General features: G+C 67.6%; 23 protein-coding genes. 15 read left to right on the forward strand and 8 right to left on the reverse strand.

Annotation, left to right across the window (positions count from 1 at the left end; genetic code table 11):
• Nucleotides 1-147: 147 nt before the first annotated feature.
• Nucleotides 148-537 (reverse strand): ferredoxin Fer, encoded by a 390-nt coding sequence (fer, locus tag GRX03_RS14505; RefSeq protein ID WP_159764945.1) that lies wholly within the window; start codon nucleotides 535-537, stop codon nucleotides 148-150.
• A 191-nt stretch (nucleotides 538-728) separates the two neighbouring features.
• On the opposite strand from fer, the gene GRX03_RS14510 reads away from it, so the two are divergent.
• Nucleotides 729-1,868 carry a presenilin family intramembrane aspartyl protease PSH gene (locus GRX03_RS14510; protein ID WP_159764946.1) on the forward strand — a complete coding sequence of 380 codons (1,140 nt, stop codon included), beginning with the start codon at nucleotides 729-731 and terminating at the stop codon, nucleotides 1,866-1,868.
• On the opposite strand, the gene GRX03_RS14515 is transcribed toward GRX03_RS14510, so the two are convergent.
• Nucleotides 1,869-2,861: an ornithine cyclodeaminase family protein gene (locus GRX03_RS14515; protein WP_159764947.1), complete on the reverse strand. Its 993-nt coding sequence runs from the start codon at nucleotides 2,859-2,861 to the stop codon at nucleotides 1,869-1,871.
• A 217-nt stretch (nucleotides 2,862-3,078) separates the two neighbouring features.
• Here GRX03_RS14515 and GRX03_RS16615 point away from each other — a divergent pair, with 217 nt between their 5' ends.
• The 3 genes from GRX03_RS16615 to GRX03_RS14525 all read left to right on the forward strand — a co-directional run bounded on the left by GRX03_RS16615 (nucleotide 3,079) and on the right by GRX03_RS14525 (nucleotide 4,204).
• Nucleotides 3,079-3,249: a DUF7331 family protein gene (locus GRX03_RS16615; protein ID WP_201289253.1), complete on the forward strand. Its 171-nt coding sequence runs from the start codon at nucleotides 3,079-3,081 to the stop codon at nucleotides 3,247-3,249.
• Nucleotides 3,250-3,289: 40 nt separating this feature from the next.
• Nucleotides 3,290-3,817 carry a GNAT family N-acetyltransferase gene (locus GRX03_RS14520; RefSeq protein ID WP_159764948.1) on the forward strand — a complete coding sequence of 176 codons (528 nt, stop codon included), beginning with the start codon at nucleotides 3,290-3,292 and terminating at the stop codon, nucleotides 3,815-3,817.
• A 105-nt stretch (nucleotides 3,818-3,922) separates the two neighbouring features.
• Nucleotides 3,923-4,204, forward strand: coding sequence for a hypothetical protein (locus GRX03_RS14525; RefSeq protein WP_159764949.1), 282 nt, complete (start codon nucleotides 3,923-3,925; stop codon nucleotides 4,202-4,204).
• Between the two features lie 3 nt (nucleotides 4,205-4,207).
• Here GRX03_RS14525 and GRX03_RS14530 read toward each other — a convergent pair whose 3' ends face one another.
• The 3 genes from GRX03_RS14530 to GRX03_RS14540 are packed head-to-tail and all read right to left on the reverse strand — an operon-like array spanning nucleotide 4,208 to nucleotide 6,521.
• On the reverse strand, nucleotides 4,208-4,864 hold the full coding sequence (locus tag GRX03_RS14530; protein ID WP_159764950.1) for a nucleotidyltransferase family protein: 657 nt from the start codon (nucleotides 4,862-4,864) through the stop codon (nucleotides 4,208-4,210).
• Nucleotides 4,861-6,075 carry a molybdopterin molybdotransferase MoeA gene (locus GRX03_RS14535; protein ID WP_159764951.1) on the reverse strand — a complete coding sequence of 405 codons (1,215 nt, stop codon included), beginning with the start codon at nucleotides 6,073-6,075 and terminating at the stop codon, nucleotides 4,861-4,863. The genes GRX03_RS14530 and GRX03_RS14535 overlap by 4 nt, the downstream gene beginning before the upstream one ends.
• Nucleotides 6,076-6,107: 32 nt before the next feature.
• A complete protein-coding gene (locus GRX03_RS14540) occupies nucleotides 6,108-6,521 on the reverse strand; it encodes a hypothetical protein (RefSeq protein ID WP_159764952.1) in 414 nt (137 codons plus the stop codon).
• Between the two features lie 108 nt (nucleotides 6,522-6,629).
• Between GRX03_RS14540 and GRX03_RS14545 the strand changes: the two genes are divergently transcribed.
• From GRX03_RS14545 to GRX03_RS14590, 10 genes are all read left to right on the forward strand, one after another.
• Entirely contained in the window at nucleotides 6,630-6,782 is a 153-nt protein-coding gene (locus tag GRX03_RS14545; protein ID WP_159764953.1) for an AbrB/MazE/SpoVT family DNA-binding domain-containing protein, read from the forward strand.
• A gap of 206 nt (nucleotides 6,783-6,988) precedes the next feature.
• Complete coding sequence (locus GRX03_RS14550; protein ID WP_201289254.1) at nucleotides 6,989-7,525, forward strand: CoxG family protein; 537 nt, start codon at nucleotides 6,989-6,991, stop codon at nucleotides 7,523-7,525.
• Nucleotides 7,526-7,527: 2 nt separating this feature from the next.
• The gene (locus GRX03_RS14555; RefSeq protein ID WP_159764955.1) at nucleotides 7,528-8,457 is read left to right on the forward strand and encodes an FAD binding domain-containing protein; all 930 of its coding nucleotides are present in this window, start codon (nucleotides 7,528-7,530) and stop codon (nucleotides 8,455-8,457) included.
• A 2-nt stretch (nucleotides 8,458-8,459) separates the two neighbouring features.
• The gene (locus GRX03_RS14560) at nucleotides 8,460-9,098 is read left to right on the forward strand and encodes a (2Fe-2S)-binding protein (RefSeq protein ID WP_159764956.1); all 639 of its coding nucleotides are present in this window, start codon (nucleotides 8,460-8,462) and stop codon (nucleotides 9,096-9,098) included.
• Complete coding sequence (locus GRX03_RS14565; RefSeq protein ID WP_159764957.1) at nucleotides 9,095-11,584, forward strand: aerobic carbon-monoxide dehydrogenase large subunit; 2,490 nt, start codon at nucleotides 9,095-9,097, stop codon at nucleotides 11,582-11,584. The genes GRX03_RS14560 and GRX03_RS14565 overlap by 4 nt, the downstream gene beginning before the upstream one ends.
• 6 nt (nucleotides 11,585-11,590) lie before the next feature.
• Nucleotides 11,591-12,694, forward strand: coding sequence for an XdhC family protein (locus tag GRX03_RS14570; RefSeq protein ID WP_159764958.1), 1,104 nt, complete (start codon nucleotides 11,591-11,593; stop codon nucleotides 12,692-12,694).
• A complete protein-coding gene (locus GRX03_RS14575; protein ID WP_159764959.1) occupies nucleotides 12,687-13,628 on the forward strand; it encodes an AAA family ATPase in 942 nt (313 codons plus the stop codon). Before GRX03_RS14570 ends, GRX03_RS14575 begins: the two co-directional genes overlap by 8 nt.
• A complete protein-coding gene (locus GRX03_RS14580) occupies nucleotides 13,625-14,944 on the forward strand; it encodes a VWA domain-containing protein (RefSeq protein WP_159764960.1) in 1,320 nt (439 codons plus the stop codon). Before GRX03_RS14575 ends, GRX03_RS14580 begins: the two co-directional genes overlap by 4 nt.
• Nucleotides 14,941-15,735, forward strand: a complete 795-nt coding sequence (locus GRX03_RS17085; RefSeq protein ID WP_159764961.1) for a Rossmann-like domain-containing protein — start codon at nucleotides 14,941-14,943, stop codon at nucleotides 15,733-15,735. Before GRX03_RS14580 ends, GRX03_RS17085 begins: the two co-directional genes overlap by 4 nt.
• Complete coding sequence (locus GRX03_RS14590; RefSeq protein WP_159764962.1) at nucleotides 15,732-16,856, forward strand: XdhC family protein; 1,125 nt, start codon at nucleotides 15,732-15,734, stop codon at nucleotides 16,854-16,856. The genes GRX03_RS17085 and GRX03_RS14590 overlap by 4 nt, the downstream gene beginning before the upstream one ends.
• A 1-nt stretch (nucleotide 16,857) precedes the next feature.
• Here GRX03_RS14590 and pepF read toward each other — a convergent pair whose 3' ends face one another.
• Both pepF and GRX03_RS14600 read right to left on the reverse strand, forming a co-directional pair.
• The gene (gene pepF / locus GRX03_RS14595) at nucleotides 16,858-18,648 is read right to left on the reverse strand and encodes an oligoendopeptidase F (RefSeq protein WP_159764963.1); all 1,791 of its coding nucleotides are present in this window, start codon (nucleotides 18,646-18,648) and stop codon (nucleotides 16,858-16,860) included.
• Between the two features lie 97 nt (nucleotides 18,649-18,745).
• Nucleotides 18,746-19,324 (reverse strand): hypothetical protein, encoded by a 579-nt coding sequence (locus GRX03_RS14600; protein ID WP_159764964.1) that lies wholly within the window; start codon nucleotides 19,322-19,324, stop codon nucleotides 18,746-18,748.
• A 132-nt stretch (nucleotides 19,325-19,456) separates the two neighbouring features.
• Here GRX03_RS14600 and GRX03_RS14605 point away from each other — a divergent pair, with 132 nt between their 5' ends.
• Complete coding sequence (locus GRX03_RS14605) at nucleotides 19,457-20,512, forward strand: zinc-dependent alcohol dehydrogenase family protein (protein WP_159764965.1); 1,056 nt, start codon at nucleotides 19,457-19,459, stop codon at nucleotides 20,510-20,512.
• Nucleotides 20,513-20,544: 32 nt separating this feature from the next.
• Here GRX03_RS14605 and GRX03_RS14610 read toward each other — a convergent pair whose 3' ends face one another.
• Nucleotides 20,545-21,021, reverse strand: coding sequence for a hypothetical protein (locus GRX03_RS14610; protein ID WP_159764966.1), 477 nt, complete (start codon nucleotides 21,019-21,021; stop codon nucleotides 20,545-20,547).
• Between the last annotated feature and the right edge of the window lie 56 nt (nucleotides 21,022-21,077).

The raw sequence follows: 21,077 nt of genomic DNA on the forward strand, positions 1-21,077 counted from the left end.
CCGGTTCGCCGTGGCGCGGGGACCCCTACCCGAGGCTAGTCGGTGACACGTCGAAATCGGCGGCCCGCGGCAATCCAACCCGCGGTCGGCCGTCGAGAACTGCGTGGGATCGAACGATCCCAGAACCCGTCCAGCAGAGCGCGTCGCTTAAATGACGCGGTTCTGCAGGTAGTCGAGGTGTTTGGCGTTGTAGACGATCTTGACCTCGTCAGTCTCGGCGGACCCGATGCAGGTCAGCCGGACGTTTTTCTCCTCGACCTCCTCGTCGGAGAGGATCTGCTGCATGTCCATGTTGATCTCGCCTTCGACGACGATCGCCGCGCAGTTCGCACACGCGCCGGCGCGACACGAGAACGGCCAGTCGTACCCCTGAGCCTCGGCGGCTTCCAGAATATACTCCCCTTCGTTGACTTCGAGCGTTCCGTAATCCTCGTCGTCGAGGCCGGCCTCCGCTGCTTTGTCGAACACACCCTCGTCGTAAATGTCCCAGTCGTTGTCGTCGACAACTTCGTAGTTGAGGTATTCTACTGTTGGCATCATTCCACTATTTTGAGTCCACCCGGTTAGACTTTGCTGTTGTACGGAATGTGCCCGGTAAATCATTACATTTCCGGCAAATACGAGAAATCAACCGTATTGGCGCGGGAACTGCGCTGAATCTGTCCGTTTGGCCGCTTCTCTCTCGGCTGTTTCGAAAACCTCAAACAGCAGACAACCGAGCGTTCGGTATGGATCATCGCCAGCGCCAGCTGCTCGCCAGCGGGGTTATTCTCGGCATCTTCTTCGTCGTCCAGCTCGGCGCGCTCGCGCTCGTCGAACCGTTTCTGGAGGGCGGCCTCCAGGGGAGTCAGGACACCTCGAATCCGGGAATCAGTATCGTCTACATCGCCGGGATTCTCGTCGCCACGGTCGCGATGCTCGGGATCATCAGATACGGCGGCGAGAACGTCCTCCGTCTGGTAATCATCTTCTCCGGGGTCTACATCGCCTTCTTCGTCTTCGGTGCGCTCGTGCCCCCGCTCGGCTCCGTCGGCGGCGTCGCACTCAGCGACGCTTTCGCGCTGGTCGGTGCGCTCGTCCTCGGCGCGGCGCTGTATCTCTATCCGGAGTGGTACGTCATCGACGCCGCCGGCGTCGTGATGGGCGTCGGCGCTGCCGGCCTGTTCGGCATCAACTTCGGGATCCTCCCCGCGCTCGTTCTGCTGGTCGTGCTCGCGGTCTACGACGCGATCAGCGTCTACGGCACCGAACACATGCTCACGCTCGCGTCCGGGATGGTCGAAATGCGGGTCCCGGTCGTCTTCGTCGTCCCGCTGTCGCTGTCGTACTCGTTTCTAGACGCCTCGATGCCCGAAACGGCCAACACCGACGAGGAGGATGACGGTACGCGGGACACAGACGACCAGGCGCTCCCCTCCGACCCCGACCAGATCGACGCCGAGGTACTCAACGAACTGGGTCCCGACCGCGTCGGGGAGATCGACGACGACGTGTTCGCCGAGGCGGATCTCACCGAGGCCGACCTCGACGAGAGCGTGCGTGAAGCCCTCTCCGGCGGCGAGCGTGACGCCCTGTTCATCGGTCTCGGCGATGCGGTCATCCCGTCGGTGCTGGTCGCCAGCGCGGCCTTCTTCGTAGAGACCGGCCCGACCGTCTCGATTCTGGGCGTCGAGGCGACGCTGCCGGCCGCCACCGCGATGGTCGGCACGCTCGCCGGGCTGACGGTCCTCCTGTATCTCGTCCAGCAGGGCCGTGCACATGCCGGCCTACCGCTTCTCAACGGCGGGACGATTGCGGGCTATCTCGTCGGCGCGTTGCTCAGCGGCCTGACGCTCGTCGAGGCGCTGGGGTTGGACGGCTTTCTCTGATTACCGGCCCGGGAACGCCTCGCTCGCCGAGGAGATGTCGAGCGTCTCTCCGAGCCCCTTCTCGCGCGCCCGGTCGTAGAGCAACTTCGCCGCGGCGACGGTTTCGATCGCCGTCCCCCCGCTGTCGAACAGCGTGATCTCGTCCGCCGATTCCCGGCCTGGCACCGCCCCGGCGACGATCTCACCGAGTTCGGCGTGGACGTGTCCCTCCTCGATTGCACCCTCTTCGAGCGCCGTCCGGTAGGCCCCTGCGTCGGTGTCGATCCGGCCCCGGAGGTCGGGCACGTACTTCGAGCGGGCGACCGTCGTGGGATCGACTTCGTGGTTCGTCGGGTGGTAGCTGCCCATCGCGGTGACGTGGGTACCCGGCGAGAGATCCTCGCCGTCGAAGACGGGCTCTGTCGCCGTCGTCGCCGTGATGAGGACGTCGACGTCGCTGACCGCTTGTTCCGTCGATTCGACCGGCTCGACCGCCGCGTCCAGTTGATCGTCCATCTCGGCGGCGAAGGCCTCCCGGTTGGACTCGGTCGGGGAGAACACGCGCACGCGTTCGAGGTCCCGGACCGCCGCGGCGCCGTGTAGCTGTCCCCGGGCCTGTGTGCCGCTGCCGATGATCCCGAGTTCGGTCGCGTCCTCGCGGGCGAGTTCGTCGATCCCGACCGCGCCCGCGGCGCCCGTCTTCCAGGGGTTCATACTCGCGCCGTCGATGATCGACAGCAGTTCGCCGCTCTCGGCGTCGAACAGCGGCAGGACGAACTGGGCGTCCTGCTGGCCGAAGCCGGCGGCGTAGGTGTACCCGCCCATCGCACCCGTCTCCGGGAGAATCGCGAAATACCCGGTCAGAAACCCCGGCGGATCGGCGTTGTTCAGCCGCGTCCGGGGTTCGGCCTGTGCCCCCTCGCCGCGCTGTCGATACCCCTCGCGAACGACCTCGACGTACTCCGCCGGCGTCGCCAGATCCGCGACCTCCTCACTCTGCAGGAACAGTGTCATAGCTGTCTATTCGTCGAGGCCGTACAAAAAGCCGCGTCTCTCCTCCGCTCCAGCGCCTGTCCCCTCCGCCCGCGAGCGGACGACCCTCCTCGTCTCACTTCAGCGCCCGTCGCTCTGTGGGTCAATCATTTTCCCTCGTGATAATAGGGGAGAAGGGCTTTAATACCGCTGTGTGCAACTCTCGCATGGAAGGGCACGGTGGCCCGTCCGACCAGCTATGAGCACCAACGCAACCGACGACACGGACGATGCGGCTGTCGACCAGGGCGAACGAGAACGGTACGCCGAGTTGAACATCGGCGACGAGGAGTACGTGGTCTACGACCGAGAGAATCACCAAGCCTGGATACAGTCGACAGTAGCGATTGCGGCCGAAGACATCCGGTGAGGACGGGGCTTACTTGAGTCGCCGGCGACCATCCATTTCTATGGAGTTTCAGGTGCTCGGGAGCGAAGCGGCCGGGCCGACCCTACGGCTCGACCACGAGGAGTTCGCCTACGCCGGCAAGTTCGTCATGTCCTCGACTGGCAAGAGTATCGTCCGCGAGGCTGACCAGCTACTCGGTGCCGTCGCGTTCAGCGAGGACAGCACGGATCCGACCACGGTTCGGCTCCGGTACGTCACGGTCCGGGAGTCCCGCCGCGGCGAGGGGGTCGGTCCGAGACTGCTCCGGTTCACGGCCGATGCGCTCGCCGGCGCCTACGATACCGTCGACATCGCGGTCAACAACCCGATGGCCTACGAGGCCTGCTACCGGGCCGGTTTCGTCTACACCGGCGAGCAGACAGGTATCGCGGAACTCCGGATGGTCTACCGACCCGGCGAGCGCGAGAGTGACAGGTACCGGAGCGGCTTCGAGCGGTTCCGCGAGCGTGACCTCCCGCCGGCCCACGAGGCGGTCTGTGACCGACACGCCGACGGCGACCCGCCCGCTGTCGTCGACGTACCGGCCTGACCGCCCCCTGGCTATAGCCGACCGCCGTGTCGTTCGCGCCGGCCCGTCGTGGCGGCTCAGCCCGGCCCATACTTTGAAATAGCTGTCTCTTGACAGTTACCGCGTATGTGTCGGGAGCTGAACCGGGAGCCAGCGTGGGTCGCGGCGATCAAACTCGCCCTCACGGAAGGGGCGTTCACGACCGACTGCGTCATCGAGGAGGCGAACATGCGCCCCGACAGACGGCGGACCGTCGAGACCGTTCTCTCGACGATGGTCGAGCGCGATCTGCTCTGTGACACCTCCACGCCCGACCGGTATCTCGTCGGTCGCGTGCTCCGCCGGACGGCTCCCGACCCCGAACAGATCGAACACCTCGCCGACGAGGGCCTCCACCGCTGGGGGTGAGGCTCACCACTCGTCTCGAAGCCGTTCGAGGTCGGCCTCGGTATCGATGTCCCGGCGGACGCCCGCATCGCCGGTTTCGACCAGCGCCGACCGCTCATCCTCCAGGAGAATCTCCCGGCCACCGACATCACCGTCGACCGCGGCCAGCGCGTCGAAGTGCTGCGCGTCGAACAGCACCGGATTCCCCCGCTGTCCCCCGTCGGCCGCCGCCAGCGCCGTCCCCGCACCGTCGCGGTAGGCGGCCACCAGCGCGTCGACGCTCTCCGGCCTGACCGCCGGCATATCCCCCAAGGCGAACACCGCAGCGGCGGCGTCGGGCACTCGCGCTCTGACCGCTCGCACGCCCGCCCGAACGCTCGTCGCCTGGCCCTCCTCGTAGTCCGGGTTCTCGACGGTCACGGTATCGAATCCGTCGAGAGCGTCGGTGACGCTGTCGCCGTCGGCACCGACGACGACCACCACGGGATCGACGGCCGCCGCGGCGAGCGTACGGGCGGCGTGGCTCACCAGCGGTTCGCCGTCCACCTCCGCGAGCAGTTTGTTGGCCTCGCCGAACCGCGAACTCGTCCCGGCGGCCAGCAATACGCCCGCGACAGGGCCCTCACGGACGGGGTTCTCGACGCCCGCCGGCGGCTCGACGACCGGTAGCTCCGGCGTCATTCGACGACCGGGTAGGGGACGATTTCGACGGTCTCACCGGCCGCGCGCTCGGTCTCGGTGACGAGGAAGCCGTCGGCGCGGGACGCCCGCGTGCTGGAGGAGAGCACGCTCGGATCGAAGGCCTCCTCGTAGATCGACAGCGCCGAGTCGACGTGGCCCAGCGGCGTCGCCTCGCCGTCATCGAGAGTCACCGGAACGACGTACTCGAACCCCTCCGGCCCGAGGCCGAGGTCGGTCGACAGCGTCGCCGACACGGTCGCTAGCTCGGACGGACCGACGAACAGCGCCCGAGCGACGAGCGTCGTGATGACGTGTGCGCCGACCGGTTTGCCGGGGATGGCGACCGCGACGGCGTCGTGGTCGGGCAGACGGGCGACGGCGATCGGCTTCCCGGGGCGGATCCGAACCCGGTGAAAGAGCACGTCACCGAGGTCTTCGAGCGCCCGGACGACGTGGTCCTTGTCGCCGACGCTGGTCCCGCCGGTCGTCACGACCGCGTCGTACTCGCCTGCGAGCGCGTCGATGCGGTCCCGGACGCGGTCGTACTCGTCGGGGACGGTCCCCTCGTGGGTCGGACGGTGGCCCCACGAGCGCAGCAACCCCGCCAGCATCGGCGAGTCCAGATCCCGCTGGCGGCCCTCGTGGATCTCGGTCCCGGTCGCCAAAAGCGCCGCGTCGAACCGTTCGTGGACGGTCACCTCGTCGTACCCCAGATCCCCGAGCAGCAGCGCGTCCTTCGGCGAGAGCCGTTCGCCCGCCGCGAAGAGTTGCTCGCCCGCCGCGAGGTTGCTTCCCCGCTCGTAGACGTACGTGCCGGGGTCGATGTCGCTCCCGTCAAGTCTGCCGTCCTCGACCGTCGCCTCCTCCTGTTTGAGGACGGCGTTGGCCTCCGGTGGGAGCGGCGCACCGGTGAAGATGCGGACGGCCTCCCCGTCGTCGATCGACGGCGGATCGTCCTCGGGAAAGACCTCCTCCTCCCGGAGGTCGAGCGGGTAGCCGTCGGTGGCGTCGAAGGCGTAGCCGTCCATCGTCGACCGGGAGACCGGCGGGCGGTCCTGCTGGGCGACGATCCCCGAGGCGAGCGTCCGGCCCGCCGCTCCGGCGAGCGCGACCTCCTCGGTCGGCTGATCGGCCAACACCGTCTCCCGCAGATCGAGCAGTCGATCTACCGCGTCGCTTCGCCACACCATGTCGTCGTGATCGTGGCTCATGCCCACCCGTTGCACACGGACGATCAAAAAGGTCAGACTGCCGCGGCAGTACCGAGTGCCGACAGCGTCCCGCGCACGTCCTCTTCGGAGACGCCGCCGCTCCGGAGACTGAAATGCAGTACCGTCAGCATCTCGCCGTCCGGAGCGGAGACGCCTCGGTGGTCGGTCCGCTCGAAGGCAAGCGGCGCCGGGTCCAGCGCCTCCTCGACGGCCTCGCCGTACCGCTCGGGCACCCGCAGCGTGACGGCGAACTGCCGGCCCGTCGGCACCCAGACGACCCCGCTGCGGTTGAACGACGTCGCCAGTCCCTCGGTGCCGAGATGGTCCCGGACCCGCGGGTGGTAGAACTCGTAGACGCACTGCCCGCCGGCGGTCTGCTGGCTGGGTTCGGCCACGGTCTCCCCCAGTTGTCCCCCCGCTGCCTCGAAAAACGCCGCACAGTCCATGCCGGCTATTGTCCACCCGTCGATGATAAACGTCGGGGCCGTCCCGGTTCTCGCGCCGCCATAACATTGATGTAGTCGATTTGTCTAAGAGTCTACTAGGTGGCACGTATGGGCCGGCTTACAGAGACCAAAGTCTCAGAAAAGTACCTCACAACGATCCCCAAACCCGTGCGGAACTTCCTGGATCTCGCCGAAGGCGACACCGTCGAGTGGCACGTCGTCGACGGCGAAATCATCCTTCGGCTCTCCGACGAAGAGTAAACTCACTGCTCTTTCCGTGCTAGTTACACTCCCGCCAGCCGCGTGTCAGCCATACGTAAATATCTGTCTATACACGCAAGTTTTATTTTTCCATGGTGCGACACACCCTACCGTAGTCCTAAGAGAACCCATAGGGGGGTAGCATAAAAATGGAATTCGAAGGAGCATTCGAACTGGAAGGTGTAGAACCGGAAGACGCATGGGTAATGTTATCGGATCCGATCGCGGTCCGAGACGCGCTGAAGGGGTGTCGGTACATCACCCCGCTGGACGACGAGGATTTCAACTTCGACGACTACGAAGCCGAGGAGGACGTCGAGACGCTTCCGGAAGCAGATCCGGAGGAGGTCGCCGACCGTGCGTTCCGGGAAGAAACTGATTATGCGGCGCTGATGCAGGTCGGTGTCGGCAGCGTCAAGCCCCGGTTCGAGACGCAGGTCCGGATCGGTGAGCGCGACGACGAGAACTACGTGATGACGGCGACCGGCAGCGGCGCTGCGAGCAGCAGCGAGTTCGAGATGGAGTCGTGGATGGAGATCGAGGAGACCGAAAACGGCTCCCGGATCAACTGGGGGACCGAAGCCGACGTCTCCGGTCGCGTCGCACAACTGGGGAACCGCGTTCTCAACCCCGTCGCGGACAAGATCGTGAACAACTTCTTCAACAACATCGAGCAACAGATGACCGACGTCGAAGAGAGCGACGAGGGGGGTGTCACCTCTCGACTCCGTAACATGCTCTAACCATGAAAGCAGCAAACTTCGAACATCACGAACCGGAGACTATCGAGGAGGCGGTCAGCCTGCTCGAGAGTCTGGACGAACCGACGATTCTCGCCGGGGGGCAGAGTCTCATCCCGATGCTGCGGTTCCGTCTCGCCCGTCCGGACACCGTGATCGACCTCAACGGGCTGACGGAACTGGAGTACATCCGGGAGGACGACGGTCACCTGAAGATCGGCGCGCTGGCCCGCCACGTCGACGTGGAGGAGTCGGCGATCATCGACCGCAACTACGGGAGTTTCGCCGACGCCGCGCCGCTGATCGCGGACCCGCAGATCCGCAACCAGGGGACCGTCGCCGGTTCGATCGCACAGTCCGACCCGAAAGGCGACTGGGGGACCGTTCTGCTGGCACACGACGGCGAAGTCGTCGCACAGGGGCCGGACGGCGAGCGGACTATTCCTGCGAAGGACTTCTTCCTGCTGCCGTACGACAACATGCTCGGCGAGGACGAACTCATCACCGAGATTCGCGTCCCCGAGTCCGGCAGCAACGAGGGCAGCGCCTACCACAAACTCAAACGGAAAGTCGGCGACTACGCGATGGCCGGTTCGGCGGCCCGCGTCCGTCTCGACGGCGGCGTCATCGAGGACGCCGACGTCGCGCTGACCGCCGTCGACATCACCAACATCGCCGTCGACGAGGCCGCCGAGGAACTCGAAGGCGAGCGCCCCTCGGCTGACCTGTTCAGGGAGGCGGGCAAGATTGCCGCCGAGCAATCGAACCCCGAATCCGACGAACACGGCAGCGCAGCGTACAAACGCAATATGGTCCGCGTGCTCACCCAGCGCGCGCTGGCCGACGCGACCGAACGCGCCACGCAGGACGGTCCGGCGGCCGATTTCGGAACCGACCAACTGACGCCCGAAGGAATGGCCGCGGAGGGTGACTGAGGATGACGAAAAAGGAGATTTCGCTCACGATCAACGGCACAGAACACGAACTGGAGGTCGAGCCCCGCAAACTGCTGGTCCACGCCATCCGGGAGGATCTCGATCTGACCGGCACCCACATCGGCTGTGACACCGGCAACTGCGGCGCCTGTACCGTCTATATGGACGGCCAGGCGGTCAAGTCCTGTCTCACCTTCGCCGTCCAGGCCGACGGCAGCGAGATCACCACCGTCGAGGGGATGGAAGACCACCCCGACGCGGGCATGGGGGAGTCCGACCTCCACCCGATCCAGGAGGGCTTTCGCGAGATGCACGGCCTGCAGTGTGGCTACTGTACGCCCGGGATGATCATGTCGGCCCGCGCCCTGCTGGAGGAGAATCCCGACCCGACCGAGGAGGAGATCCGCGAGAGCATCAGCGGCAACCTCTGTCGGTGCACCGGCTACCAGAACATCGTGAAGGCCATCCAGTACGCCGCCGACGTGATGAACGGCCGGGAACCGCCGGAGTCGCCGGTCGAACACGGCGAGGCGGCCGAACCCGAGGCCGCCTCCGACGGCGGCACGCCGATGTGCGAGGCGGACGACTGCTGTATGGACGTCGATACGGATTTCGAGCCACCGGGAGGTGACCACAAATGAGCAGCGAGACACGCGACAAACCCGACGCGAAGTACCGGGAGGACGAGGACGGGGGACCGAACCCCGAGAAAGACTGCGGCCACGACCGCGGCGGGATGGGCGAAGAGGTCAAACGCAAGGAAGACCGCCGGTTCATCACCGGCCGGGGGAACTACGTCGACGACATCAAAAAGGAGGGGATGCTGCACTGTGAGATCGTCCGTAGCCCCCACGCCCACGCCAACGTCGAGAGCATCAACACCGAACGCGCCGAGAAGATGGACGAGGTGGTGGCGGTGCTGACCGCGGAGGATCTGGCGGCTCACGACCTGGCGACGATGCCGACGCTGATGGACGACACCCAGGAGGTGCTCGTCCGGGACAAGGTCAAGTTCCAGTCCCAGGAGGTCGCGGCGGTCATCGCCACCGACCGCTACGCCGCCAAGGACGGCGCCGAACGGGTCGAGGTCGAGTACGACACCCTCGATCCGGTCGTCGAGGCCGAGAAGGCCAAAGACGAGGACGCGCCGGTCGTCCGCGAGGATCTGGACCAGGACGACAACCACATCTTCACCTGGGAGACCGGCGACGAGGAGGCCACCGAGGAGGCCTTCGAGGAGGCTCCCGTGACAGTCGAGGAGGACATGTACTACCAGCGCCTGCACCCGGCGCCCATCGAGACCTGTGGCTGCGTGGCCGACTGGGACCAGGACGACGAGAAGATGACCGTCCACATGACCTCCCAGGCGCCACACGCCCACCGGACGCTGTTCTCGATGGTCTCGGGCATCCCCGAGAACAAGGTCCGGATCGTCTCGCCGGACGTGGGCGGCGGCTTCGGCAACAAGGTGCCGATCTATCCGGGCTACGTCGTCGCCGCCGCGGCGTCGTACGTCCTCGAACGGCCGGTCAAGTGGGTCGAGGAGCGCTCGGAGAACATCCAGACGACCTCCTTCGCCCGCGACTACGACATGACCGGTCGCATCGCCGCCACCGAGGACGGCGAGATCACGGCCGTCGACGTCGACGTGCTGGCCGACCACGGCGCGTACAACGCCGCGGCACAGCCCTCGAAGTTCCCCGCCGGTTTCTTCAAGATCTTCACCGGCTCATACGACATCGAGCACGCCCACGGGACCGTCGACGCCTACTACACGAACACCGCGCCCGGCGGCATCGCCTACCGCTGTTCGTTCCGGGTGACGGAGGCGGTCTATCTCATCGAGCGCATGGTGAAAGCCCTGGCGCAGGAACTGGACATGGACCCCGCCGAGGTCCGCCGGAAGAACTTCATCCCCAAGGAGGCGTTCCCCTACGAGTCCTCGACGGGATGGACCTACGACTCCGGGGACTACGAGCGCGCGCTCGACAAGGCCCTGGAGTCGGTCGACTACGACGAACTCCGCGAGGAGCAACAGCGACGCATCGCGAACGACGACGACAAACTGCTGGGGATCGGTCTCTCGACGTTCACCGAGATCGTCGGGGCCGGTCCCGGCAAGCAGTGTGACATCGCGGGCGTCGAGATGTTCGACTCCGCGGAGATCCGCGTCCACCCGACGGGCAACGCCACGGTCCGCATCGGTGTCCAGACCCAGGGCCAGGGCCACGAGACCACCTTCGCACAGATCGTCGCGGAGGAACTCGGGCTCGACGTGGAGGATGTCACCGTCGAACACGGTGACACCGACACCGAACCCTACGGTCTCGGAACGTACGCCTCCCGGTCGACGCCGGTCGGCGGCGCGGCCACGGCGGTCGCCGCCCGGAAGGTCCGGGAGAAGGCCAAGTCCATCGCCTCCAACGAACTGGAGGTCGCCGAGGAGGACGTGGTCTGGGACCGCCAGAGCGGCGCCTTCCACGTCAAGGGCGCACCGGATCGCTCGCTGACGATCGAGGAGATCGCCGGTGCCTCCTACATGAACTCGCCGCCGGACGAAGAGCCGGGGCTCGAGGCCGTCGACTACTACGACCCGCCGAACATGACCTTCCCGTTCGGCGCGTACGTCTGTGTCGTCGAGGTCGACCGCGAGACCGGCGAGGTCGACATCCGGAACTTCTACGCGCTGGACGACTGTGGCAACCGCATCAACCCCATGATCGTCGAGGGGCAGGTCCACGGCGGCGTCGCACAGGGTATCGGCACCGCGATGCTCGAACACGTCACCTACGACGACGAGGGCAACGTCACCGCCGGCGACTTCATGAACTACCTGCTGCCGACCTCGATGGAGATTCCCGAGATCGAGACCGACTACACGGTCACGCCGTCGCCCCACCACCCGATCGGGGCGAAAGGCGTCGGGGAGTCACCGACGGTCGGATCGCCGCCGGCGGTCGTCAACGCCGTCGTCGACGCGATGGAACACGCAGGCGTCACCCACGTCGACATGCCCATGACGCCCGACCGCGTCTGGGAGGTGCTCGACGACGCCGGCCTGGCCATCGACCCGGCCGAGAACATGGAGTTCGACATCGACGTCGAGGACGCCAGCGCCGACGACTGACAGCAGATGACCGACGACACAGACCCACGCGTCGACGGTCCGGACAGCCGTGCGGACGCGGCCGCGCCCGAGCGCGTCGCCGACCTGGAACGGGAGTACGAGCAGGCGGGTCAGCCGTTCGCGCGGCTGACGGTCGTCCGCCGCGAGCCGCCGGTATCGGCGAACGTCGGGGACCGAGCGATCGTCACCCCTGACGGCGACCTCGTCGGCTGGATCGGCGGCGCGGCCTGCGCCCAGTCCGTCGCCGTCAAGGAGGCCCAGGCCGCCCTGGAGTCGGGCGAACCCCGACTCGTCGGGCTCGCGCCCGACCCCGACGACGTGGACCGGCCGGGCCTGCAGAGCTACCCGATGACCTGCCACAGCGGCGGCACGCTCGAACTGTTCGTCGAACCGGTGACGCCGACGCCCCGGCTGGCGATCGTCGGTGACTCACCGATTGCACGGGCGCTGCGCCGACTGGCGGTCGACCTCACCTACGAGGTGCGGGCCGTCACCGACGGGGCCGACCCGGACGGCGCCGACGAGACGGTCCACCCCGAGGACACCGCGGCCGTCGAGGCGGCGCTGTCCGACGCCGACTACGCCGTCGTCGCCTCTATGGGCGAGTACGACGACACGGGACTGGCGGCCGCGCTCGCGGGAGCGCCGGAGTACGTCGGTCTCGTCGCCAGCGACCGCCGCCGCGACGAACTGGCCGACCAGGTCGCAGACAGTCTCGCACTCGACGCCGAGGCGGTGATCGAGGCGGTCACGACGCCGGCCGGCCTCGACGTGGGAGCGAAGACGCCCGAGGAGATCGCCGTCAGCGTCCTCGCGGAACTGGTCGCGGTCCGCCGCGACGCCGGCGACGTGGCCGTCGACATCGGTGACGCCGACGAGATCTCGGTCGATACGGATTCCGCGGGCCACGAGCACGACCATCGCGACCACGGCGGCGACACCGACGACGAGACGGTCGTCGATCCGGTCTGTGGCATGGACGTCGTACCCGAGGAGGCCGCGGCGACGGTCGAGCACGACGGCCAGACCGTCCACTTCTGTGGGGAGGGCTGTGCGGAGGCCTTCGCCGACGCACCGGAGGAGTATCTGGGGGCGGTCACCGATGGCTGACGCCTTCGCCGACCTCACCGAGGCCGACCTCCGGGAGCGGTTCGAGCAGGCCGATTACGTCGCCGACGACGAACTCACGACGACGGTCTACCTGGCGCTGCAGATGGGCAAACCCCTGCTCGTCGAGGGCGAACCCGGCGCGGGCAAGACCGAACTGGGGAAGGTGCTGGCCGAGGGGTTCGACACCGATCTCGTGCGCCTGCAGTGTTACGAGGGGCTGGCCGCCGAGCACGCGCTGTACGAGTGGAACTACACCAAGCAGTTGCTCGCGGTCCAGTCGGGCGACGGTGCCGCCGACGCGGCCGAACCGACGGTCGGGGCCGACGGCGCGGCGGAGTCGGTGTTCTCCGACGAGTATCTCTTCGAGCGGCCGCTGCTCGAAGCGTTGCGCCACGACGGGCCGACGCCGCCGGTGCTGCTCATCGACGAGGTCGACCGCGCCGACGAGGAGTTCGAGGCCTTCCTGCTGGAGGTGCTCAGTGACTTCCAGGTCACGATTCCGGAGTACGGCACCGTCGCGGCCGACCAGCCGCCGGTCGTCATTATCACCTCGAACCGGACGCGGGCGCTGAGTGACGCCCTCAAGCGGCGCTGTCTGTACCTCCACGTCGAACCGCCGACCTTCGAGGAGGAGGTCGAAATCGTCCGCCGGAAGGTCCCGCAACTGGATGCGGCCGTCGCCGCGGAGGTCTGTGCCATCGTGCAGGAACTCCGCGAGGAGGCCTTCCTGAAACAGCCCGGCGTCGCGGAGACGCTGGACTGGGCGCGGGCGGTTGCGACGCTGCGTAACGACGACGACTCGGCGCTGACCCCGGCGGAGATCGAACACACTCTCGGCGCGCTGCTGAAAGAAGCCGAGGACATCGAGCGCGTCGACACCGACCTGCTCGAACGGCTCCGAGAGGCCGCCAGCGAAGCGCGTGCAACCACATGACCGACGACGTTCCCGACCTCACGGCCGCGCGCGAGCACGTCCTCCAGTCGGTCGTCCGCTTCGCCCGCCGACTCCGGGCCGAAGGGGCGATTGTCCCGGCGGACGCCGCGCTCACCGCGGTCGAGGCCCTCGCGGAGGTCGGGTTGCGCGACCGGGCGGCCGTCCGGGCGGCCATGCACGCCGCGCTGGTCACGAATCCGCGCGACAGCGCCGTCTTCGACGAGCAGTTCGACACCTTCTGGTACCGGCTCCGAACCGGGCTGGAAGGCACCGCCGCCCACGACGAGACCGGCGACCGGGCAGAGAACGTCCCGGGCGACGACCGGACTCCCTCGACCGATACCGAGGGGCAACTCCCCGACACGTCGATTGCGGAGACGCTCGACGGCAGCGGCGACCTGGCCGACGAGGAGGGAACAATCGAGTCCAGGCGGGTCGCGGACAGCGAGGGGGCGGCTCTGGAGGGCGACCCGGGCGACGAGCGGGCCGGAACGTACAGCGCCGTCGGCGACCGAACCAGCGTCGAGGAAGACGCGGTGACGACGACCGTCGACGACGGGACGATGCGACGCGTCGAGGCGGCGCTGGCGACGCTGGCCGGCCGGCGCTGGGACCGCACCCGCAGCGGCGAGACCGTCGACGTCCGCCGGGCGCTCCGGGAGAGCATGGCGACCGGCGGCGTCACCATGTCGCTGCCGGACCGCGACCGGGCCGAATCCGCCTTCCGGGTCTGCGTGCTCGTGGACGTGAGCCGCTCCGTCCTCGACGCCGTCGACCGGGAGTTTCTGCTCTCCGTGCTCGACGCGCTGGTCGACCGCGCCCGCTCGACCCGGGTGTTCTTCTTCGACACGGAGATCCGCGAGGTGACCGACGCCTTCGCCGGCGGTGATCCCGCTGCGGCCCTGGAGCGTGCCGAAGTGGACTGGGGGGGAGGCACCCGGATCGGCGCGTCGCTGTCGACGCTGCGGCGGCGATGGCCGACGGCCGTCGACCGCCGGACGGTCTCGCTGGTGATCAGCGACGGGCTGGAGGTCGGTGAGATCGACGAACTGGAACGGGGGGTATCCTGGCTCTCGCGGCGCTCGAAGGCGTTCGTCTGGCTCAATCCGCTGGCGGCCTCCCCCTCGTGGGAACCGACCTGCCGGGGGATGGCCGCCGTCGAGCCGTACCTCGACGGCCTCTTTGCCTTCGGCGGCCCCGCGGATCTCGACGACGCGGCCCGCCAGTTGGCCCGGCACGGTCCCGGCGGCCCGGTCGGCTACGAACACGACTTCCGCGACCGAACGGAGGCGGGGGACGGGGGTGTCTCGCCGTGACGGCGATTCTCGCCCGCGTCCGTGACCGTCTCGCCGACCGCGACGCGACCGATCCGGACGTGACCGTCGGCGACAGCGCGGTGCTGGTCGCGCTGACCTGCGGGGGCGACAGGGTGGCGGGGCTGGCACACCGCCCGCCGGGGGACCCGCCGGCGCTCCCCGACTCGGCCGACGCACTGGCGTCGCTGTCGACCGACGCCGAGAACAGGGTCGGCAGAGCGGTCGGCATCGCGACGCTGAACGCCCTCTCAACGCCTGACATCGACTGGGAGCGCGGCGACCCGATGGCCACGTTGACCGACGAGGCGGCGGTGGTGACGACCGTCGGGCTGTTTCGGCCCGCGTTCCGGAAGTTCGGCACCGCGACCGTCCGGGTGATCGAGCGGGATCCGCCACCGGCGGAGTCGGTCGAGGCGCCGCCGGAAGTGACCGTCGAGACCTACGAACCGGGGGAGGCCGCGGCGGCGATGGCCGGTGCCGACGTCTGTTTCGTGACCGGATCGGTGCTGCTCTACGGGGGGTTCGGGGCCTATCTCGACGCGGCGGCCGAGGCGACGGTCTCGCCGGTCGTGCTGATCGGTTCGACGGCCTCTCACCTGCCAGCGCCGGCGTTCGACGCCGGAGTCGACGTGGTCGCCGGTGCCCGGGTCACCGACATCGAAGCCGTCCGTGAGGGGGTGCGAGCGGGCGACTGCGGCACCGACCTGCACGACGCAGGCGTCGAGAAGGTGTACGTCACCGCGGAGCACGGACTGACAGACGACGACACACGCACGGAGATACAACCATGAGCGACTCAGACTGGAGCGTACCGGAGAGTGAAGTACTGCAAGGTGTCGAAGAGATTCTCGACGGCGAGCACCGCGGCGTGCTCGCGACGATCATCGCCGTCGAGGGGAGCGCGTACCGCCGGCCGGGCGCGAAGATGGTCATCCCCGAGGAGGGGCCCGGCAGCGGCCACATCACCGCCGGCTGTCTGGAGGACGAACTCCAGCGCATCGCGGGCGAGGTGTTGGCGGCGGGTGAGCCCCGGATCGAACGGTACGACCTGCGGCCGGACTCCGAGGACGACGTCTGGGGGCTGGGGGTCGGCTGTAACGGCGTTCTGGACATCCTGATCGAACCAATCGACGAGTCCTACCGGCCGGTCACCGAGGCCGTCGCCGACGACCGCGACATCGGCGTCGTGACGGTCATCGAGGGCGGGCAGACCGGCACACGGGCGTACTACCACCCGGAAGACGGCGAGTTGGTGGCCAGCGACGGATTCCCGGCCGATCTCGCCGACCGGATCGGCGAGGCCGCGGCCGAACTCACCGCCCGCGGCCGGGCGGACACCGTCGAACTCGACGGGACGACGGTCTTCGTCGACGGGATCACTTCGCCCTCGGATCTCGTCGTCGTCGGGACGGGCAACGACGTGGCCCCGATTGCCGAGGTCGGCAAGCAGGCCGGCTTCCGCGTCACTGTCGTCGGCTTCCGGGGGGCCAACGCCACCGCCGACCGGTTTCCGGCCGCCGACGAGGTGCTGTCGACCTCGCCGGCACGGATCACCGAGACGCTGGATCTCGACGAGGATACCTACGTCGTCCTCGCGACCCACAACTTCGTCGACGACCGTCTCGCCGTCGACGAACTGCTCGGGACCGACGTTCCCTACGTCGGACTGATGGGCCCGCGCAAGCGCTTCGAGCAGATGCGCGAGGAGTTCGACGCCGAGGGCCGGGCGTTCTCCGAGGACGAACTGGACTCGCTGTACACACCGGTCGGCCTCGATCTGGGCGGCGGCAGTCCCTACCAGATCGCGCTCAGCATCGTCAGCGAGGTCCTCGCGGTGGCGAACGACCGCGAGCCACAGCATCTCACCGAGCGGGCCGGTCCGATCCACGACCGCGTCGAGGTCGACCCCTGACTCACTGCAACTGTGCGTACTCGTCGAGATACTCGCCGTAAACGTCGATCGCCTGCTGGATCGGCTCGCTAGCGGTCATGTCGACGCCCGCTTCCGAGAGCAGTTCGAGCGGGTAGCCGTGGGAGCCGCTTCGGAGGAACTCGCGGTAGCGCTCGGCGGCGGGTTCGCCCTCCTCGCGGATCGCCTCCACGAGCGAGACGGCGGCGCAGATTCCCGTCGAGTACTGGTAGACGTAAAACGCCCGGTAGAAGTGAGGAATCCGCATCCACTCGCGCGCGATCCGGTCGTCGACGATGCCCGGTTCGTAGTAATCGCCCTTCAGTTCGCTGTAGAGGTCGTCCAGTCGGTCCGCGGTGAGCGGTTCGCCCGCCGCCGAGAGTTCGTGGGCGCGCTGCTCGAACTCCGCGAACATCGTCTGGCGGAACAGCGTCGAGCGGAACCGTTCGAGATACTGGTTGAGGATGTGCCGCCGGAGCCGTTCGTCCTCGACGGTGTCCAGCAGGTGATGCGTCAGCAGCGTCTCGTTGACCGTCGAGGCGATTTCCGCGATGAAGATGGTGTAATCCGCGTAGACGTACGGCTGGCTCTCGCTGGCGAGTTCGGAGTGCATCGAGTGGCCGAGTTCGTGCGCCAGCGTGTACATCGAAGAGACGTCGTCCTGGTAGTTCATCAGGATGTACGGCTGTGAGTCGTAGGTGCCGCCGCTGTAGGCGCCGGACTGTTTGCCGGCGGTCTCGTAGACGTCGACCCACCGCGACTCCAGCCCCTCCGCGAGCCGTGACTGGTACTCCTCGCCCAGGGGCGCGACGGCGTCGGTGACGTACTCACAGGCCTGCTCGTAAGGGATGTCGGGACTCTCGCCCTCGGCCAGCGGGATGTACAGATCCCACATCCGGAGGTCGTCGCCGCCGGCGGCCTCCCGCTTGAACTCGGCGTGGCGGTGCAACTGGTCGAGGTTGTCCCGCACCGTGTCGACGAGGGTGTCGTACACCTCGACGGGGACGTTCGGCCCGTCGAGAGCGGCCTCGCGGGCGGTGTCGTAGTTGCGTGCCTCGGCCAGTTTCTCGTTTTTCTTGACGCTGTTGCGATAGGCCGTCCCGACGGCGTTGCGAACCGTCTCCCACTCGTCGTAGAACTGCTCGTAGACCTCCTGTCGGAACTCCCGGTCGGGGTGTTCCTGTAGCGTTGTGAAGTTGTTGAGCGTGATCTCGACGGCCTCGCCGTCGGGCTTCTCGACGACGGGAAACTCCATGTCGGCGTTGGCGAGCATGTTGTAGACCTCGCCGGAGGCGCCCGTGATCTCGCCCAACTCCGCGAGCAGATTCTCGACCTCGGCCGAGCGGGTGTGCGGTTTCATCCGGAGGATGTCGTCGAGAAAGTGCTCGTACTCGTCGAGTGCGGGCTCTTCCTCGATCATCGCGTCGAGTTCCTCGCGGTCCAGCGCCTGAATCTCCGGTTCGATGAAACTCGTGGCGCTGTCGGCCTCGGAGTACAGCGACTGCGCGCGGGTCGCCATCGCCTGGCGCTCGCCGTCGCGGGTGTCTTCGTCTTTGCGCATCCGCGCGTACGCCATGACGTTCGCGACGGTCCGCATCACGTCCTCGTAGCTCTCGAACAGCGAGAGCAGCGTCTCGGCGTCTTCGGTGGCCTGTCCCTCGAAGGCACGGAGTTCGTCGAGACGGGACTCGACCTCCTCGTAGGCCTGTTCCCACTGCTCGTCGGTCTCGAACAGCGATTCGAGATCCCACTTGTACTGTTCGTCGATTTCCCCGCGTTCAGGTACGGAACTCATTGGCCGACATACGGCGGGGGCTCACCTAAACGCGTTGCCGCCGGCAGAGCGTCTCGCGGTCGCCGTGACGTGCCAGCGATCCTGCGGCGGCCCGGGTCTACTGACTCGTTCCGAGTTCGTCCCGAAACACGGACACGTCCGCGAAGCGGTAGTTGTCGGCCTGCTGAAATGCGTTCTCGGCGGATTCACGGTAGGAGTCCGCCGTCGTCGTCTCTCCATCGGCCGCGGCGACCGACGCCTGCGCGTAGTTTCTGGCGGCCGAGTGCATGTGGCCGACGTGCCTGCTCGCGGTGTCCGCGACGTTGAACCCGGCGAGTCCCTCGGTTTCGAGTCTCGTCGTCAGCCGCTGGAGCACCGCGGCGCTGGCGTCGAACTTCTCCTCGGCCGCGGTGAACCGTCGCATCGCCTGTCGGTAGTCAGCACCCTCCCAGTGAGAGCGTCCGTCGTCGAAGTGCTGGCTCGCCTGAAACCGAAACTCCGCTGCGAGGTCGTACAGTTCGCCGAGCAGTTCCTCGTCGTACGACCGGTCCGGCCGATCACCTTCGGGGTCGGTGGCTGGCGGGTCGTCTTGGCTCGTGTTCTCGGGGGTCGTCTCCTCCGCGGAGTCGCTGGTACAGCCGGCGAGTGAGCCGCCGACAAGCAGTGACACTCCGCCGAGAACGGCACGTCGATGCATACGTCCGTGTGACTCCGTGTGACAAAAAAGCTCCCGGGGGACGCGCGTCGCACCGACTGATTTGTATCCTCGCCGCGCGTCGCGTGACGGGGATCACCGACCTATTAGCCCGTCGCGCCCGAACCCGCTCGCATGCGCGCAGCGATCCTCCGCGAGTACGGCGAGCCACTGGAGATCACCGAGCGGGACGCCCCCGACCCCGGTCCGGACGGCGCGGTCGTCTCGGTCGAGGCCTGTGGGCTCTGTCGCAGCGATTACCACGCCTGGCAGGGCCACGGCGAGTGGAACGACGACAAGGTGCCCCGCGGGCAGGTGCTCGGCCACGAACCCGCCGGCGAGGTGGTCGCCGTCGGCGAGCGGGTCCGAAGCGTCGAGGTCGGTGACGAGGTGGTCGTCCCCTTCTCGCTGGGCGACGGCACCTGCCGCCACTGCCAGACCGGCCACGGCAACGTCTGTCCGAACGGACTGGCGCTGGGATTCGAGCCCGAGGCACCCGGTGCCTTCGCGGAACAACTCGCGGTGCCGGCCGCGGAGTACAACCTCGTCGACCGACCGCCGGAGATTTCGGCTCGGGACGCGGCGGTGCTCGGCTGTCGGTACATGACCGCCTACCACGCGCTGGTCGAGCGAGCCGAGTTGGACGGCGGGGACTGGCTCGCGGTCCACGGCTGCGGCGGGGTCGGCCTCTCGGCGGTCCAACTCGGCCGCGCGCTGGGGGCTCGTGTGATCGCTGTCGACCCGAAGGCGGGGGCGCGCGAGCGGGCAGAGACCCTCGGCGCGACCGCGACGGTCGATCCGTCGGCGGTCGACCCGGTCGCGGCGATTCGCGAACAGACCGGCGGCGTGGATGTCTCCGTCGACGCTCTCGGCATCTCGGAGACCTGCCGAAACTCGATCCGGTCGCTGCGCGAACGCGGCACGCACGCACAGATCGGACTGACAACCGAGAGCGAGCGCGGGGAGATCTCGCTGCCGACGGACTGGATGACCCGCTGGGAGATCGACTTCGTCGGCGCCCGAGGCATGTCCCCGACCAGCTACACGGAACTGTTCGAGCTACTGGCGGCCAGCGAGGTCGATCCCGGGGCACTCGTCGCGCGGGAGCTCTCGCTGTCGGAGGTCTCCGACCGCCTCGAAGCGATGCACGAGTACGAGACGACAGGCGTCGAGGTCGTCACGGAGCTGTAACGCTCGCCCAGTCGGGGCTCATTGGCCCCGTGTCAGGGCTCGTGGGTAAACGGACTCTCCCCCTCGGTCCAGTCCCAGCCGGGCAGTCGCGTCTGGAAGCCGGCAGCCAGCGCCGCGTCCAGGTCGTCCGTCCCGGCGTCGCCCTCGTGGACGTGTACGTCGGCGTAGTGAAACGTCGCCTCACCGAGCAACCGGAGGGGCTGGGTCCCCGCGAGCATCCCCGCGAGTTCGCGGCCGAGCAGTTCGTCGACGACGAACCCCGGGTAGTCCGACTCGACATCGAGCGTGCGCAACAGCCGAACGAGCGCGGCGACGTTGACTGCCAGGTCCCCGTCGGCGAACACCGCCTCCACCGCATCCCGGTACTGCCCCCGACTCACGTGATCGACGTCCGTCTCGAATAGCTCGCCGAGGTCGTCTCGGACATCGTTGATGAGGGGAACGATCCGGTCCTCGCGGCCCCGAACCCATTCGTACTCTTCGGCGACGACGGTGGGTGTCAGTTGCATACAGGAGACGGGGGTGCCGGCTATCTATCAGTTTCCCCGGCCGGGGTACGCCTTCG

The sequence above is a fragment of the Halovenus carboxidivorans genome (genome assembly GCF_009831575.1).
In the GTDB taxonomy this organism is placed as follows: Archaea; Halobacteriota; Halobacteria; order Halobacteriales; family Haloarculaceae; genus Halovenus; species Halovenus carboxidivorans.

Bases quoted from the DNA above. Each gene is read 5' to 3' on its own strand.
- fer (WP_159764945.1), bottom strand. From the start codon at position 537: ATGCCAACAGTAGAATACCTCAACTACGAAGTTGTCGACGACAACGAC.
- GRX03_RS14510 (WP_159764946.1), top strand. From the start codon at position 729: ATGGATCATCGCCAGCGCCAGCTGCTCGCCAGCGGGGTTATTCTCGGC.
- GRX03_RS14515 (WP_159764947.1), bottom strand. From the start codon at position 2,861: ATGACACTGTTCCTGCAGAGTGAGGAGGTCGCGGATCTGGCGACGCCG.
- GRX03_RS16615 (WP_201289253.1), top strand. From the start codon at position 3,079: ATGAGCACCAACGCAACCGACGACACGGACGATGCGGCTGTCGACCAG.
- GRX03_RS14520 (WP_159764948.1), top strand. From the start codon at position 3,290: ATGGAGTTTCAGGTGCTCGGGAGCGAAGCGGCCGGGCCGACCCTACGG.
- GRX03_RS14525 (WP_159764949.1), top strand. From the start codon at position 3,923: ATGTGTCGGGAGCTGAACCGGGAGCCAGCGTGGGTCGCGGCGATCAAA.
- GRX03_RS14530 (WP_159764950.1), bottom strand. From the start codon at position 4,864: ATGACGCCGGAGCTACCGGTCGTCGAGCCGCCGGCGGGCGTCGAGAAC.
- GRX03_RS14535 (WP_159764951.1), bottom strand. From the start codon at position 6,075: ATGAGCCACGATCACGACGACATGGTGTGGCGAAGCGACGCGGTAGAT.
- GRX03_RS14540 (WP_159764952.1), bottom strand. From the start codon at position 6,521: ATGGACTGTGCGGCGTTTTTCGAGGCAGCGGGGGGACAACTGGGGGAG.
- GRX03_RS14545 (WP_159764953.1), top strand. From the start codon at position 6,630: ATGGGCCGGCTTACAGAGACCAAAGTCTCAGAAAAGTACCTCACAACG.
- GRX03_RS14550 (WP_201289254.1), top strand. From the start codon at position 6,989: ATGTTATCGGATCCGATCGCGGTCCGAGACGCGCTGAAGGGGTGTCGG.
- GRX03_RS14555 (WP_159764955.1), top strand. From the start codon at position 7,528: ATGAAAGCAGCAAACTTCGAACATCACGAACCGGAGACTATCGAGGAG.
- GRX03_RS14560 (WP_159764956.1), top strand. From the start codon at position 8,460: ATGACGAAAAAGGAGATTTCGCTCACGATCAACGGCACAGAACACGAA.
- GRX03_RS14565 (WP_159764957.1), top strand. From the start codon at position 9,095: ATGAGCAGCGAGACACGCGACAAACCCGACGCGAAGTACCGGGAGGAC.
- GRX03_RS14570 (WP_159764958.1), top strand. From the start codon at position 11,591: ATGACCGACGACACAGACCCACGCGTCGACGGTCCGGACAGCCGTGCG.
- GRX03_RS14575 (WP_159764959.1), top strand. From the start codon at position 12,687: ATGGCTGACGCCTTCGCCGACCTCACCGAGGCCGACCTCCGGGAGCGG.
- GRX03_RS14580 (WP_159764960.1), top strand. From the start codon at position 13,625: ATGACCGACGACGTTCCCGACCTCACGGCCGCGCGCGAGCACGTCCTC.
- GRX03_RS14590 (WP_159764962.1), top strand. From the start codon at position 15,732: ATGAGCGACTCAGACTGGAGCGTACCGGAGAGTGAAGTACTGCAAGGT.
- pepF (WP_159764963.1), bottom strand. From the start codon at position 18,648: ATGAGTTCCGTACCTGAACGCGGGGAAATCGACGAACAGTACAAGTGG.
- GRX03_RS14600 (WP_159764964.1), bottom strand. From the start codon at position 19,324: ATGCATCGACGTGCCGTTCTCGGCGGAGTGTCACTGCTTGTCGGCGGC.
- GRX03_RS14605 (WP_159764965.1), top strand. From the start codon at position 19,457: ATGCGCGCAGCGATCCTCCGCGAGTACGGCGAGCCACTGGAGATCACC.
- GRX03_RS14610 (WP_159764966.1), bottom strand. From the start codon at position 21,021: ATGCAACTGACACCCACCGTCGTCGCCGAAGAGTACGAATGGGTTCGG.